The sequence below is a fragment of the archaeon genome, from assembly GCA_016432545.1.
Classification (GTDB): Archaea; Thermoproteota; Nitrososphaeria; order Nitrososphaerales; family Gagatemarchaeaceae; genus UBA183.
Genome location: CP066694.1, coordinates 1,466,903 through 1,481,813 on the forward strand (window position 1 = coordinate 1,466,903; position 14,911 = coordinate 1,481,813).

The window sequence follows — 14,911 nt, forward strand, 5'->3', positions numbered from 1 at the left end:
GAGCTATTCGACGCCAGACAGATCAATGTCGGCGTGCTCTTCAGCATCTACGATTAGAGTTGTAAGGTGGGTTTGGGCTTTCCTAAGATGTTCCAGGTACGCCCTATGGTTGCCTTCTTCAAATTCCATTGTCGCCACGAACAACTCTGCGTTCAGCTCGACGATCTCAATCGCGGCCTCGTATGCATTGAGCCGATTGCTAGCCACGTTGAATGTCTACAAAGAATTCGAACTGAGCATATAATACCCGCGTTCCTGTTTCAGAGCACATTGAGAAGAGAGAGGAGCTGTGAGGATTGCAGAAGTTTTCGCCATGCGTTTTAAGTGAAAGGCATGTCCTCAATTGATGGTCGGCCTGTCTTGGTTTAGACGACCTCAGAACTCCAACCCCAAAACAACGCCAGACGTTCCCACGAATTCCTCGCTCAGCAACGAAGCTCCGGTTGTCATCGAAGGGAACATCGTAGATAGCTACCGCGTACCACGTGATGATGACCCCGACTCTTCAGCCCAGGTCTTCATCGTCGACGACAACTCTATGGGCCAATATGTCGTCAAACTGCCCTCTCTTGAAGGGAGGCAGCTTCAGGCCCTCAAACTCCTGAAGGACAACCTCCGCGACTCCATCCCGGTAGAGACTTCAGGGAGCCCCCGCCAGGTCCTTGAGAGGTACCTCTGGGAGGCGGCGGGCAAGGCGGGGCTCCTCTCAGTGGTCCAGGAAGCTCCTAGGAAGTTCCTCTACTACCTCTTGAAGGATTTCTCCGGCTTCTGGGAGATTGATCCTCTGGTGGGTGATGACGACATAGAAGAGATCAGCGTCGTACGCTGGGACAGGCCGGTCAGAATCTTCCACAGAAGATTCACCGAGTACCTCTTCATGGAGACGAACATCGTCTACGAAAGCGAGGAGCGGCTGCAGGCATTCATCAGGCGGATGGCCCAATTCGGCGGGACAACGGTCTCCCTCGCCCAGCCCTCTCTCGAGGTAACGCTCCACGGCGCATCCGACAGGAGGGTCTCCGCGACCCTTGGAGACGAGATTTCGAGGCCAGGGTCGACGTACTCGATCAGGAAGCAGAAGGAGAACCCGCTCACGATAGTGCAGCTGGCGGCCCCGCAGCAGGTCAAGGTCACCTCGAGCAGACCAGTACTGCAGTCGGACCCGTTGTTGGTCTACAATGAGACCCACTTCCATAAGACTCTCTCCGCGTTGATGGCGGCCTACTTCTGGCTCTTCCTGGAGCGCACCACGACCGTGCTGGTCGCCGGCGAGACCAGCAGTGGGAAGACGACCCTGATGAACGCCATCCTCTCCATGATGAACCCCAGGGCGAAGATTGTCACTGCCGAGGACGTGCTGGAAGTCAACCTGCCTGACGACCTCCACTGGCAGAGGCTCAAGACAAGGTCTTCTCGCGCCGGCCTTTCACCGGCCTCGGGCAGGTACGAGTACACCCTATCAGACCTGCTAAAGCTCTCCCTGAGGTTCTCCCCGACCATCCTCAGCCTGGGGGAGATGAGGGGGGAAGAGTCAGAGACCGTGGCCGCTGCCATCACGCTCGGGTTCTCGACCATAACGACAGTCCACGCCGAGGACGCGGAAAGGTGCGTCCAGAGGGTGACTACACCGCCGATGAGGTTCGCTGAAGGGCATGTAAGGGACATCACCGCCATAGCCACGATGAGGAAAATCACGCTGCCGGACGGGACGACTGCGAGGAGGGTCATCAGCGTCGACGAGATAAGGCCCGTCGGGCACGACTCCCACGAGATCGTCAACGTCTTCAAGTACAGGTTCGCAGACGACTCCTTCACCCCCACCACCCCCGAGGAGGTCCTCGACAGGAGCTTCAGGCTGAAGGAGATGGCCGAGAGCTTGGGATGGACCAACGAGCACGTTCTGAATGGTCTGACGACCCGGGCGGCCTACATAGCCAGTTCCGTCAGCAAAGCCGAATTCTCCCCGTCGGACCTCTCCTCGATGGTCAGGGCCTACATCAACCGAGAAGAGCCGCGCGAACTTCAGAGGACCCCAAATTGAGAACCGCCAGCCTCAAACGAGTGGTTACGTTTTCAATAACAGCAGTCTTTGCGCTCGCTTCGTTCATCGTATACCTCGCCTTGCCCGCGTCGTCTTCTCTGCTGGGCCAGCTCGAAGGTGCCCTGTTGCTCAGCGTGAGCCTAGGTGCGGCGACAGGCCTGCTGTTTTCCATTACAGAGGGCCGCGCATTCCTGAGACGAGCGTCTCAGCACACGATCGTCTACGACCTCAGACTGCCAGCCGCAATCTTAGGCCTGTTCATCGCAGGCGCCCTTCTCTACGAGTATAAGGCCACGGGCCTTTCGCTCTACCTGGTTCCCGCTCCCTCTCTCCTCGTTTTCTCCCTGCTTTCATTCAAAGGAGTCTACCCCTTCAAAGGCTCTGCCAGTTCGCCCACCTTGGCGAGGATCTCCGAGGACAGGTGGGTAAGGTTCGTCACAGGGAAGGACCGCCTGAAGAGGTTCGCGGAATACAGGGCCCAGAGGTTCTCAAAGCTCCTGTCAAGGTCGGGCGAGATAGGAAATCCGTATTCCCTTGCTGCCCAGTCCATCATGTCATCCATGGTCGGGGCGGCAATCATCCTCCCAGCAGCTTTGATCCTCTCTGTGCTACTGTGGCCTCCCTTGGCCTTGATCGTCACAATCCCAGCGGTGCTCTATGTCTACCCCGAATTGAGGCTCAGGGACAAGGCCACCCAACGGCGAGAGGGGGTCGAGAGCGAGCTGCCGTTCTTCTCCATCCTGGTCAACGTTCTTGGCAGCGCGGGAGTCTCTCTCTATTCGATATTCGACGGCATGATCGACACCAGGATCTTCGTCTACGTCAGACGCGAGGCCCTGCTCGTCAGGCGGGACGTGACGATATTCGGGTCGAACCCCAACCAGAGCTTCGAGAGGCTCGCATCCAACCACCCGTCGAGGAAGTTCAGCTCCTTCCTGTACGGGTACACTTCCAAAGTGCGCAGCGGAGGGGACATCCCGACCTACTTGATAGGAGAGAGTGGGTCGCTGCTCCGCGAGCTCCAGGAGAGCTGGACCAGGTACGCCGGGAGGGCTGGGATCGTCGGGAGCATGATGGTCACGCTCTTCGGGGTCATACCCCTACTGATACTTGTGGTGGGCATGTTCTCACCGGGAAGTTCGATCCTCGGACTGTTGGGCTTCACCGCCCTCGGGATTCCCCTCTTCACGATCCTGCTCGTTGCTATGGCTGGGAGGATGCAGCCGGTCGGAGACGAGCCCCTGGCGGGGAACTTCGGGCGGAGCTTCGTGGTCTCGTTGCCGGGTCTGGGGCTCGGCCTAGCCACTGGGCAGCTCTGGATCGCTGCGGCGAGCGTGCTGTTCATGTTCACTACAATCTACGGCTTTTCGGTCATCCGCCAGCGGAGGGAGATGAGGGAGATTGAGGAGGCGCTTCCGGACTTCATGAAGGACATCATGGAGTTCAAACGGCAGGAGTACGACCTCAACAGGTCGATCCTTTCCATTGCAGCCCACAACAGGTACACTTCCTCATTCGACAGCATCTTGGCCAAAGTGGCATCGGAGCTGAGGGCGGGCACTCCCCTCGACGAGCTGCACATCGACCCGAAGAGCAGGCTGGCGAGGATGGTGTTCTTCGTCCTGGGGCAGATGTCGCACTCTGGCGGCGGGACGGTGGACACGGTCTACCAGCTAGCCTCGTACACCGAGAAAGTGGTGGAAATGAAGAGGAACACGCAGGCGGAGATGCGCCCGTATCTCATGCTTTCCTACGTGTCGCCAGTCCTCCTCGCCTTCGGAATCTCGTTCATGGGAGGCGTGCTGCAGAACTTCGGCTCGAAGGTAGGGCCAGGGTTCACCAACCTCCATGTGTCCAATCTGCAGATAGGAGCAGTCCCCCCTGAACTGCTGCAGATCTCCAATCTGCTTGTTGTGGTGTCGGCTGCAGCATTGGGAATAATAGGCGCGAAAATGACCGACTTCACGGTCAAGAACACGCTCAGGGCATCGGTCAACATGGCGGTGGCGGTAGGAGCCCTGCTTGTCATGTCCTACCTGAACTTCGCGTCTCTCATTCATCTCTGAAGGCGCGTAGCGATTCGTCAGCAGCGATGACTTGGCGGACATCACTTTCGATCTACCGTCTGTCTCACAGGCTCCGGAAGACCCTTTGCCTTATCTTAGAACGATGGTACGGACGTGTTGATGGCTTCGAGAAGCCGACTCGAGGAAGAGATTGAGTCATGGAAGGGCTTTCCCTGGGCACTACGCAAGGAGGACAGGGAGCTCTGGGACGCCATGATCAAAGAAGTCACGGAGCAGTTTGGCGAGGCGGTTGAAACGTCGAAGAAGGACTTGACAACCGAACCGTTCTTCATGGTCTCGCTTCTAGGGCAGCAGAAGAAGATCAAGCTGCTTCAGGCCGAGATCAGGGCAAGAGGAGGTATGCCATCAAGAGGAATACCTGATTCCCTGCAGGAATTTCTGTCGCCGTAGCGGCCGCAAGTTCCTTCGCTCAGCCCGCGCGGGGGGTCTGGTAGGTCAACTGGACATTTTCCCCTGTTAAGAGGCTGGGCAAGAACAAGTGGTTCTGTTAGGTTGATGGGCCAAGCCTCAGGATTTTGTCGGTGTCAAGGGTCGGGCCATGCGAGGCTCAATCGAGGAAGAGAACCAGTCCGAGTAGTATCAGGAAGACCCCTGAAGCCACCTTGAGCTGCCGCAGCCGACCCTCTACGAACCGTGAGAAAGGCCCTCTCAGGACGGCCGCCAGAGAGACGCTCAAGAAGAGACCAATCGATGCCGCGATGGTCGCTTCCAAAGCGCGGGATGACAAGACCAGTGGGATATGATCAACACGATTTCGACCTCCTCGACTGACACGAGTTGTAGTGCGACCGACAGGTTCCCCTTCCGAGACTTCGCTTCTTCAATTTCGTCTTCCTTCCCGAAGATCGAGGTGAGGAACCAGAAGGCCCCGATCATTCCCAGAAGGATTGCAGCACCTTTCTGGACCAATCCAAGGTAGGCCTGTAGATAGGTTGCGGCGAAGAAAACAACGAGGGCAGAGACGAAAGTAATCATGATGGACGCGATTATCAGAGCTTTGATCAGCGTCTTCCACCCGAATAGATGGCCGTAAATCAGGTCAACCACAGAGTCCTCGACCATCTCTGTCGACAAAGCCCACAGGGCAGCAACGAAGATTACAAAGTCAAAAGCCATCTTTTCGGGGTACGTGGGAAGGGATGGCTTATGCCTTACTTTCGTCGGCACTTGCGTTCTGAATCAGAGTCATCCGCTTGTTCTCGCCTCGACCTTGATTCCAGCTCTTTCAGCTGGAGTCATCCGTTCAGAGCTTCATGGGGTCGGGTATAGTTGTGGGGGAAAAGCTGATAGCCCCTTGAGGATTTGAGAGCGCCCTCCGTGGCCAGAGAACTTACCAATGCCCCGCGCAGGCCTTGGTCCGTTAAAAGCCGCTGACTCCTTGACCGTCGATGAACATAGCGCATCGAATCGCAGAAAACAAGCGCAAAGCAATCTCCCAAAGCATGGACCTCTTCATCATCATCGCAGCCGTCCTGGCTGTCGGCGGCGTTGTGGCCGCCGCTGTCTACGGTCTCGCAGGCAGCGCGACAAGCAACACCAGCATCCAGGTCTCGGCCTCATATGTCTCCGGAGGGGGGTCGGCGTCACCACAATCCATCGCAATCACAATCAAGAACAACGGAGGTTCTGCAGTGGCCTGCACTGCTCCAACCTGCACTGTCACCATCTCGCCCGGATCAATCGGGACAGCCGCCCTGGCCTGTTCCGGGGCGTGCTCTCTCAGTGGGGCGAGCTGGGGCCTTGGTTCAGCGACAACTGGCCCGGTCACCTTCACATACTCCGCAACCCTCTCTCCAGGACAACAAGCATCCTTCATTCTGAACGGCCCATTTTCGGGAACAACAACATTCTCCACCATGGCCGCCAAGGGCTCCACGGTCACTATCAACGCCCTCTTCGGCACAGCGAACTCCCAAGTCCAGATAACCTCCAACTAGAAGCGCGGGGCTTCGCATGATGGAAGCCCCCTCCCTTTCTTTTAAGCCTCCGGACCCTGCTCTCTCGTGAGAATCGCAAAGAGAGCGGCCGTAAGCGAACTGTACGCAACCATGCTGATGATCGGTGCAACCCTGCTCTTCGGAAGCCTGGTTGTCGAGGCTGCGCTAAGCCAGTCTAGCACTACATCGTACTCGTCCTACCTGGCCGCATCCGCCCAGCAGGCCTCAGCAGGAAAGCTGATCGTCCTCGTCTATTCTTCCGTCTTCCCGGGATCCGGAGGTTGCATTCAGTCTTACAAGGGGTTCACCGAAGGGACAGCTTTCTCCCTCGCTCTCTACAACTACGGTATCACAAGTTTCATGCCGACAGCCGTCTACATCAACGGCACCCTCTACTCAGGGAGCGGTTACGCCTCTATCATTGCGAACGGTCTGACGGTGTATTCGTTCACGACACCAACATGTGTGCACGCTTCGGGTCAGACGTTCACTCTAATCGACGCTGGAGGCAGTGAGGTCTCGATTGGAACCTAGACGCAGGACTGCGATCTCGACCTACCTCCAGACATTCATGCTCGTTGCCATTGTGTCAGGTGCCTCGGTTTTCGTGTACAGCGCCATCGGTTACTACTCAGCGTCTCTCCAGGGCGCGTCCATCTCCATCTCGAATGTGTCAATCCGGCAGGGATCCGGCCTGGCCATTGAAACGTTGCAGATTGCAAACACCGGGAACGTACAACTCTCTTCATTTACCTTGGTGACTTCGGGAATCTCCTCCGCTGCGGCCTACAGCGGTACCCTTGAAAACCCGGTCACTGGTTCCTTGACAGCGTTCTCCGGGTCCAGCCCTGGCTCCATGGTCATCGCGACGACCCTCCCTCCCGGTCAATCTCTTCTCGTAACCGTGACCATCAAAGCCGGGAACGTCTTCACCCTCGGGACAGGGTACTCACTCTATGTGGCAGCCTCGGGGGCCAGTGCGCAGCAGGCTGTCTCGGTCTTGCCCGCCTGACTCGTTAAAAGCCGACTGTGAGTAAGTTCGCGATGAGACTCGGCCACCGCAGGGGGGTTTCTTCCATAATCGGGACGATTTTCTTTGTGTTCGTCATGATGATCGCGATCGGGGCGATTATTTACCTCTCAAGCCTCCAGAACCAATCCGCCCAGGTTCAACAGGTAGGGCTGAATCTCATGGCCGCCAGAGCATCGACGTCTCTCTCGTTCCAGAACTCAAACGGCCTCTCAGTCACTAACACCGGCAACACAGGGGCGACAATTGTGAACCTCATCCTGAAGTTCGCGAACGGCTCTGTCTACACCATCGGTGAGAACACAGGCGTCCCGAGCGGGGGCAACCAGGGCCTCTCCTCGATTGCCACAGGGACTTGCGGCGGGGGCACATGCTCGTCGAAGTATAGCGCCCTGCTTGGCAGCAGCAACCCGGCGGACACAATTGGGGTGCTTACGTCCTCCGGGGCCTCCTTCTGGTATGCTTCTGCCGTCCAGCAGCCTGGCGTCCCGAGCTCGTGTGGCAGCGTCGGAACCCTGTCGATGCAGGTCTCCCCGGCGGGCACAGGAATGACCAGTCCAGGCTCGATAACCCAGTACTGCAACGGCCAACAAGTCAGGATAGAGGCGTACGCAGCTCCTGGTTACGCGTTCTCGTCATGGACTGGTTCAGGCACCGGCTCCTACTCCGGCAGCTCAGACCCAGCTACCGTCACGGTTAACAACCTGATTACCGAGACCGCGAACTTCGTTGCGGGAACTGGCCCCCCACAGCCATCTGGTCAGGATCCTCCTCTTGTCTATGTGACCACGGCCTTTCAGTCCACAAGTCTGAGCACCTGGACTGCAATCAATCGTCTTTCATTTGCGGGCACCGCGAACACGCTCTATCAGGTAACATTATCTCTGGGATTCTACCAGTCAGGGAACCAGTTTCCTGGACCGGGGTTTGGGGTTTCGGCTCCCAGCGGAGCAACCATGCTTGCCTGCGGGGGGCTGGCTCTCAACTATCCAGCTACACAGTGGTGCACAATGAGTTTCAATGCTGTAATTGGCTCTTCGGTCTTTAGTGGCGGCGTCTCGGGCCTCGCTGATAATGCATGCTCGAGCTCAACGAGCCCATGCCTGTATCAGGCGACCATCTACGTCGCGTTCGGCTCTACCGGGGGCACGTTCAACGTGGAATTCCAACAACCCGGCGGCACAACGGCGACGGTAACCCCGAATTCGGTCATGATAGTGACGCCAGGATGAGGCCAGGGTCCTCACTTCCGCAGAGGAAGGAATTCGATGCGCAATTCAGCGAGGTCTGCGAGTCGACGATGAGGGAAACGCTGGGCGAAAGCGGAACAAAGTCTGTAGTTTGGTGGCTCCACCAGTCGGGCGTCTCAATGAAGGACAGCTCACTTAGGCCACAGGATTTCGACGATGCCCTTGTCGACCTGTTCCACCCGATGGGCGCGTTGGTAATCGAGACAAGAATCCTGGCGCGATTCTACAGGGGGCAGGGGGCGAAATACTCGCGCGGGGGCAGCCTGAGCTTCGGAGACGAAGTAGCGAAGGCAAGGCGACTTTTCGGGGGACCTAGAGAATCGGGACGACCGTAGGCACCCTTTCGGCGGCGAGTGCCGTTTTTAGGGCCGCTGTCCCATCCATTCGTTGAACTCAATCGGCGTACTCTTCCTCTACACCCCTTTTCCATGGTTGGCATTCGCATATGTAGCAGCCTACCGTCATGACCTGACGAGGATAGCCAGGCCCATCAGAGATCGTGCGAGTCGGAAAGATTGGTGGTCAGTCTGTGAGTATCTAGGCCTAATCCGCGCGAGTGTCGCTAGACCGAAGGAAAGTACGTGGAAGGCTCCGCCCTTCATCGCAGTCGCTGTCTCGTCATTCATTAGCCTCCTTTGGCTCGCCACTCCTGTATCGTTGGCGTGGTACTACCTTTGCGCTCTTCAAGCTCTGGCCTCTCTGCCTCTATTCCTCCTGCTGGTCACCATGGCCGGGCCGATTCCCTTCAGGCCGTACAGAGACGTGCTACCGTACCCGCGTCTGGGGACCAGGGTGAGGCACCTCAAGAAGGCGAAGGAGGCGGCCTAGGTCGACGAAAGAGAAACAAGGTGTTAGGGAAGAGGTAGTATTCTTCAACATCTCGCTCATCAACGGGGATCCGGTGTCCATCCCGCGATATCCACAACCGCAGCGTCTCGTCAGCGAACTGATTCGATCGATCGAAGCCGCATCTCCCAGGTTCGCATGGATACAGTTCCTCTTCAAGCGGGTGAACCTATCTTCTGCGCTCGTTGCCCTGAGTAATTCGGTCCATTCTGCGGCTACGTTGATCAAGACTCCGAGAACGAGCCTGATCGACGGGAGCGAATTTGACAGGGCTGAACTGCACCGCGACTGGTACAGGAGGTCGGGCGAGAGGGTGAAGAGCATCGGCGCCCTCGTTCACAAGCCCCATGTCCTCCTCGCCATACAGGGGATGTGGGTCGGAGACCCATCGCAGTTGTCAGGGCTGCCCTTCAGGGACTGCTACGATGAGCACGACAGGCTCGGCGTCTTCGCCTACCGGAACCCCTGGATGCTCGCCGAACTAGTGGAGCGGAGGATGGTCGAGGACATCTCCTCCTACATCACGAGCTACGCCTCATCCCGCCTCGAGCCGCCGTCGTTCCTAGTCACCCAGGAGGAGGTACCGTACTACCTCCACTTTCCCGTGGCCAGACAAACCGACTTCCTGAAGTCCGTGAGCTGGAAGCAGCACACGGCTGAGGTGAGGGAGGGTGATGTCGAAGGTGATGAGCCTAGGGTAGAGGCGGCGCACTCGAAGGTACTGAGGCTGACGAAGGTCCCTTGGATTAGCGAGCCGCTAAAGGAGAAGGAAGGGGAGAGGCTGTCCCTGCTGCCCTCGCCGACGGTGAGGAGCTTTGAAATCACTTTCGCATCCGGGAGGACGGAGATCATACTTTCGTCCCGGACTGAGCGAGACACGGGAGAATATGTGGGCGTACTCGAGTCCGTGTATGGTGAGCTAGATGTCGTAGAAGGCTCCCCACGACCCGACTTCCTGAGGGAGATACCCAGGCTTGTGGGGATTGAAAGGAATCCGGGCTGAAGTCCTGGCGACCACACCGCAATTTGGATTCTAATCTGCTCCATTAGTTCCCGCGATGCATCCGCACAAACCAAATTCGTCAATTCGCGTGTTGCAGAACGGGCAAAGGACATCAGAGTAAGCAACATCCTCTGATTTCTTTCCATAGAACTTAGTGTGATCATCCATTTCGGCTGTACCAGACATCTCCAACCAGCCTTCGAAGTGATTTTTTGAGAACTCTGCTAGTTTAACGTTTAGAGGGCTATGCGCATGTGGTCCTTAAGCTGGCTCATACTGAACTACATGGCTGGGCACCGGGCCATCTAGCAGGTGACGGGAAAATCCTCTCCGCTACAGTCCCAACAAGCCATCCAGCGAAAAGGACCCTGCCCCAAGCACGAGGAAGACTAGGGCCAGCAACAGGTAGACGGCGTCGATTTCGTACGTGAGCTTCCCCTTCTCCACGCTGATGAAGCTGGCGTTCATCTTCGACTTCTTCATCAAGATGATCGACCCGAACTGGACGACGAAGAAGAGGCCGATAAGGGGCGTCAGCAGGCCGAGTATCAGGAAGATTCCCCCGAGAAACTCAAGGACCGTTACCAGGTCGGCTGCGAGCGGCGGTAATCCCATGCTCTTCAGCCATTGTCCGGCCTGAACTCTTCCTCCCTTTGCCTTCGGGTAACCGTGGAGCACCAACCCCGCCCCTACTGAAAGCCTTAGGATTAGCAGGAGCTCCGGCCCGTACGGGTTCAGGACTTCCAAGAGACCTGACACCTATGTCTTCGTCTCCTTGCGAAACCTAGGAGATTCTCGTGAGCGCTGCATTAGCCCAACTTTCTCAGGCTCCCTTACATTAGGCGTGTTCATCGGTGACTCTTGAGACAAGTCTTGGATATATACTTAGTGTGAATTATTTACTTAGTGGTATTTCCGTAGCTACTTAGTATCGTTAGGCTCACCCGACACACGCATTGCAAAGAGACGACCGCACAGTCTTCAGGAGAATTACATCTTCTAGAAGACTTAAGATGAAGTTGGACAACAATCCACACGCATGGACACGGAGTCCGTCGTCAAGCGTAATTTGGAGCTAATGAGGACCCTAGACGACGCTTGGAACGCCGGACCTGGAAGTCCTCTTTGGGAGACCTTCAGGGACCGTCATGGTGAGAACGTCGCCGTTTACTGGCCAGGCCAACCCAAGCCTACAAGAGGACGGCATAACCATGACTTGGAAGCTGTTGAATTCTTCAAGACATTTCCGGACAACCACCTGATCAACAACCCGTACAAGATTTTCTTCGGTCAGGGTGACTATACCTGCACGGTAGCAGATTTCTCAGGGACAATGAAAGGACCGATGAAGGCGGCTGATGGCATGGTGATTCCTCCAACGAACAGGAGTTTCCATGTGGAGTTCTGTACAGTCGCGCACTGGAGTGACAAAGGGGAGATACTCGAGGAGCGGCTCTCCTACGACCTAGTCGGATTGATGAAACAAATCGGATTATCCTAGTTCGGAAGATGAAGGTCTCAAGACTTCTGGGCCCGCAACTCTCTCTTCATAGAGCACATTCCTCTTTTGCGCAGGCCATTCGAAATATTGGTATTTTCGCCCAGCATGCTGGGCTGTAGTCCCAGCGACCGCATAGCAAATCGGGTTCGAACCGCGGCCCGTTAAAGGCGGTCCCTCGTCAGAAGCCTGAGGAACGAACCTGCATGGCCCGGCTTCTCGATAGCAACGACATGCTCTTTCACATACTCGTCGCCGGGGGCACTGGCAGCGGAAAGACCAACGCTATCCTCTACATGCTAGACCTCTTGTTCAGGAAGGAGGACAAGGGAAGCGTACTTCCGGCCCTCTTCCTCTTCGATCCCGCCGGTGATGCCTCGATCGACCTTCTCCGAGCGATATCACCGACTGAGCGGAATCGGGTGGTCATCCTCGACCCCCAGTACGTCACCTTCGGCTTCAACCTCCTCTCCCTGCCTGAGGGCCTCGACGCTGTCGAGAAACCGGAAGTCCTCCAGATTCAGGTCGAGGAGTTCTCCGCGCTTCTCTCGGACGTATTCAACACCGACGCCACCACGGCCCCTCGCCTGATGTGGATCTTCAAGGGCGCCCTCTACTACCTCTACACATTCACCAACGACCCTACCTTCTGGGACCTCTACAACATCATGCTCCTATTCACCAAGAAGAAGGCGAGGGAGGTCGAGGACCTGTTCAGGAGGAGGGACATGAATGTCGAGATCATCGAACAGACCCTGGAGGCGATATCCAAGCTTCCCCAGGACGCTTACATGCCGGTCATCAACAGGATTTCGAACTTCGTCCTGCCCCCAAGCTCGATCACCTTCAGGACGTTCTGCTCCCGCAAATCTACCTTCGACCTGGAGAAGCTCATGTCGCCCGGAAGGCTGACCATCTTCAGGATACCCAGCAGCCTCCCCAACGAGTTCAGGAGACTTTTCTCCAGTGCCGTAGTGATGCAGCTCTATTTCGCCAGCCTGAAGCGGGCGAAGCGGCTGGAGAGGTCGGGCGAGCAGCCTACCGCGCGGATTCCCGTGGTCCTGGCCGCCGACGAGTTCAGGGACATAGGCGAGCTGAAGATCCTGAGGACTATCCTCTCCCAGTCCAGGAAGTACGGCCTCTATCTTTGGATGGTGGTCCAGACGCTCTCCGAGATCCCCGAGGACCTCATGGGCTCGATACAGGCCAACGTCGGCCCAATCCTGGCGTTCAGGGGGAGCCCCGACGACGCGCGGAAGCTGGGGAAGCTGCTTCTCCCCCAGCGGGCCGAGACGGTTGAGACGCTGATTCCGGGCTTGGAGGACTACGCCGCCCTCGTGAGGAAGAGGCCCGTCGGGGGAAGGCTGGTGGAGCCGCCCTTCAGAGTGACCTTCCCGAAGCTCCGGGACCCTGTCAACGAGTACGCCGGCGCTCTGTCTTACATGAAAGGCGACATGGACAGGGCCTACGGCGGCGCGGTCGCAGACAGGAACCTCGTCTACAAGAAGGACCAGGAACTCGTGGCGAAGCTGAGGGGGGACTGCCCGCTCGAAATCCCCCTCTACTGGGTCCCGCTGACATACCTGCACCGCAACCGGGGGTGGAACCCCTTCACCCCGATGGCTGAGGAATTCGAGTCGGACCACGCGTGGGGACCGGACGTCCTCAAGGTCGCCCTTAGCCGCCTCGTCGACATGGGGAAGGTGCAGCAGAAGATCGATATCTGGAAGTTCAGGGCAGGCACGGACGCTAAGACCGGGAAGCCCATCTGGAAGGACCCCACGACCGAAGACGAGACGCTGAGGGCCAGGGAGGCCTTCTACTCCATCTCAGAGGATGCCCAGAAGGAGTACTTTGTTTTCTACAACAAGTCGGCGAAGTCGGACAGGGCGGGGGGCGACGTCCACGTCGCGCTAATCAAGCTGGTCCTGGAGGAGTACTGGAAGGAGGGGGCCTGGTGCGCGGTCGACAGAGGGGACAGGGCCGGACCCTTTCCGGACGTGCTGGTCCTCCATCCGAAGGTCACGATGGCGAAGGCTAAGGACGGAAGGCAGAGGGTCACCATGAGCACTGAGGAGTGGGACGAAGAGAAGAGGATGCCGGTGGAGTCCCAGGCGACGCCTTCCAAGAACCCGGACGGGGTCATGAACGACTACGAGAGGGACATGAAAGGGTGGGGGAGGATGAGGTTCGTCACGGCGACGAGGAATGATATTGAGACTGTCAAGACCATCCTCCAAGGCAAGGAACTGTCAATGGTGCAGTTCGTCCACAAGGACGTAGGCCTGCCGCAAGACGAGCTTGAGAACCTGCTTGCTGCGGAGAAACAGCCTGTCTTACAGGCAGGCGCGGCAGAAGGGAAGGGAAGTCTTGCTGGAGCGGAGCAGGCCCTGGCGAGCGTTGAACGAAAGCCTGATCCAAGTATCCACGAGAACGAACTCAGGCTGCTCTCGGTGCTCCTCTCTTCCGGGTACAAGAACAGGCCGACCTTGGCGTCTGGCTTGGGGGTGGCGCCGCGGCAGGTGACGAGATATCTGGTCCACCTCCATAAGCTTGGACTGCTGTCGAGGACAGGGAAACGCTATCTGCTCATGCAGGAGGGACGCCGACTGGCGGAGCGCCATGATCAAGGGATGCCCGGCGGGCCGGCTCAGTTAAAGCTCGCCTGAAGGTCCGATGTCACCATTCACACCCGAAAGGTCACAATCCTGTCCTGCCATGTCATCATCGGGCCTGATAATGTCACCATCCGGTCCTCGCTATGTCACCATTGGCAGCGTCGATGTCACCATTCTGCTCGCAGGTCGGTTGGCGTAATAGAAATCGGCCCCGCGTTAAATGCCCACAGCCACTTTCATGTCGCTATTCATAGCAAACCCCCCCTTCAATCGCAGAGGCTCGTTCCAGTAGGAGCGTGCCGTCTCAGCATCCTAAGCGGTGCTTACGCCCGGACCAATCCAACCCGTTCATCACTACTTTTCGCGTTTCTTCACACAATGATCATTCAAACAAGGTTTGTTTTCAGATAGCCGTCTCGACGCTCTGCCCGTCCAAGGGACGTTAAACTGCCATCTGACGCCGGCCGAATTGCGCTGGGAAGAAGGGAGGCGGCCATCGCTCTGCCCTGCTCCTAGACCCGGGGATTCCAATAACAATCCCGTGACAAGTCTGGGATAAACCGGAAGTCCTCTGCTCGTGGTTTTCGCTCTTAGCGGCGAG

Annotated in this window: 14 protein-coding genes; 12 read left to right on the forward strand and 2 right to left on the reverse strand. The window is 57.4% G+C overall.

Annotated features, from left to right (window positions below):
* Nucleotides 1-343 precede the first annotated feature (343 nt).
* The 3 genes from HY247_08260 (at nucleotide 344) to HY247_08270 (ending at nucleotide 4,518) form a co-directional block, all read left to right on the forward strand.
* Nucleotides 344-2,041, forward strand: a complete 1,698-nt coding sequence (locus tag HY247_08260; GenBank protein ID QQG48711.1) for a type II/IV secretion system ATPase subunit — start codon at nucleotides 344-346, stop codon at nucleotides 2,039-2,041.
* Nucleotides 2,038-4,107 (forward strand): type II secretion system F family protein, encoded by a 2,070-nt coding sequence (locus HY247_08265; GenBank protein QQG48712.1) that lies wholly within the window; start codon nucleotides 2,038-2,040, stop codon nucleotides 4,105-4,107. Before HY247_08260 ends, HY247_08265 begins: the two co-directional genes overlap by 4 nt.
* A gap of 114 nt (nucleotides 4,108-4,221) precedes the next feature.
* Nucleotides 4,222-4,518: a hypothetical protein gene (locus HY247_08270; GenBank protein QQG48713.1), complete on the forward strand. Its 297-nt coding sequence runs from the start codon at nucleotides 4,222-4,224 to the stop codon at nucleotides 4,516-4,518.
* Between the two features lie 282 nt (nucleotides 4,519-4,800).
* Here the strand turns inward: HY247_08270 and HY247_08275 are convergent, their stop codons facing one another.
* Nucleotides 4,801-5,202 carry a hypothetical protein gene (locus HY247_08275; protein QQG48714.1) on the reverse strand — a complete coding sequence of 134 codons (402 nt, stop codon included), beginning with the start codon at nucleotides 5,200-5,202 and terminating at the stop codon, nucleotides 4,801-4,803.
* A 314-nt stretch (nucleotides 5,203-5,516) separates the two neighbouring features.
* Between HY247_08275 and HY247_08280 the strand changes: the two genes are divergently transcribed.
* The 7 genes from HY247_08280 to HY247_08310 all read left to right on the forward strand — a co-directional run bounded on the left by HY247_08280 (nucleotide 5,517) and on the right by HY247_08310 (nucleotide 10,194).
* Nucleotides 5,517-6,065 (forward strand): hypothetical protein, encoded by a 549-nt coding sequence (locus HY247_08280; protein ID QQG48715.1) that lies wholly within the window; start codon nucleotides 5,517-5,519, stop codon nucleotides 6,063-6,065.
* Nucleotides 6,066-6,131: 66 nt separating this feature from the next.
* Complete coding sequence (locus HY247_08285; protein QQG48716.1) at nucleotides 6,132-6,599, forward strand: hypothetical protein; 468 nt, start codon at nucleotides 6,132-6,134, stop codon at nucleotides 6,597-6,599.
* Nucleotides 6,589-7,077, forward strand: coding sequence for a hypothetical protein (locus HY247_08290; protein ID QQG48717.1), 489 nt, complete (start codon nucleotides 6,589-6,591; stop codon nucleotides 7,075-7,077). The genes HY247_08285 and HY247_08290 overlap by 11 nt, the downstream gene beginning before the upstream one ends.
* 32 nt (nucleotides 7,078-7,109) lie before the next feature.
* Nucleotides 7,110-8,327: a hypothetical protein gene (locus tag HY247_08295; protein ID QQG48718.1), complete on the forward strand. Its 1,218-nt coding sequence runs from the start codon at nucleotides 7,110-7,112 to the stop codon at nucleotides 8,325-8,327.
* Entirely contained in the window at nucleotides 8,324-8,680 is a 357-nt protein-coding gene (locus HY247_08300) for a hypothetical protein (GenBank protein ID QQG48719.1), read from the forward strand. Before HY247_08295 ends, HY247_08300 begins: the two co-directional genes overlap by 4 nt.
* Before the next feature lie 322 nt (nucleotides 8,681-9,002).
* On the forward strand, nucleotides 9,003-9,173 hold the full coding sequence (locus HY247_08305; GenBank protein QQG48720.1) for a hypothetical protein: 171 nt from the start codon (nucleotides 9,003-9,005) through the stop codon (nucleotides 9,171-9,173).
* 238 nt (nucleotides 9,174-9,411) lie between these two features.
* Nucleotides 9,412-10,194, forward strand: a complete 783-nt coding sequence (locus tag HY247_08310; GenBank protein QQG48721.1) for a hypothetical protein — start codon at nucleotides 9,412-9,414, stop codon at nucleotides 10,192-10,194.
* 333 nt (nucleotides 10,195-10,527) lie between these two features.
* Here HY247_08310 and HY247_08315 read toward each other — a convergent pair whose 3' ends face one another.
* Complete coding sequence (locus tag HY247_08315; protein QQG48722.1) at nucleotides 10,528-10,953, reverse strand: DoxX family protein; 426 nt, start codon at nucleotides 10,951-10,953, stop codon at nucleotides 10,528-10,530.
* Nucleotides 10,954-11,233: 280 nt separating this feature from the next.
* Between HY247_08315 and HY247_08320 the strand changes: the two genes are divergently transcribed.
* Both HY247_08320 and HY247_08325 read left to right on the forward strand, forming a co-directional pair.
* On the forward strand, nucleotides 11,234-11,695 hold the full coding sequence (locus tag HY247_08320) for an ester cyclase (GenBank protein QQG48723.1): 462 nt from the start codon (nucleotides 11,234-11,236) through the stop codon (nucleotides 11,693-11,695).
* A gap of 203 nt (nucleotides 11,696-11,898) precedes the next feature.
* Nucleotides 11,899-14,361 carry an ATP-binding protein gene (locus HY247_08325; protein ID QQG48724.1) on the forward strand — a complete coding sequence of 821 codons (2,463 nt, stop codon included), beginning with the start codon at nucleotides 11,899-11,901 and terminating at the stop codon, nucleotides 14,359-14,361.
* Nucleotides 14,362-14,911 lie beyond the last annotated feature (550 nt).

Bases quoted from the DNA above. Each gene is read 5' to 3' on its own strand.
- HY247_08295 (QQG48718.1), top strand. From the start codon at position 7,110: ATGAGACTCGGCCACCGCAGGGGGGTTTCTTCCATAATCGGGACGATT.
- HY247_08325 (QQG48724.1), top strand. From the start codon at position 11,899: ATGGCCCGGCTTCTCGATAGCAACGACATGCTCTTTCACATACTCGTC.
- HY247_08320 (QQG48723.1), top strand. From the start codon at position 11,234: ATGGACACGGAGTCCGTCGTCAAGCGTAATTTGGAGCTAATGAGGACC.
- HY247_08300 (QQG48719.1), top strand. From the start codon at position 8,324: ATGAGGCCAGGGTCCTCACTTCCGCAGAGGAAGGAATTCGATGCGCAA.
- HY247_08280 (QQG48715.1), top strand. From the start codon at position 5,517: ATGAACATAGCGCATCGAATCGCAGAAAACAAGCGCAAAGCAATCTCC.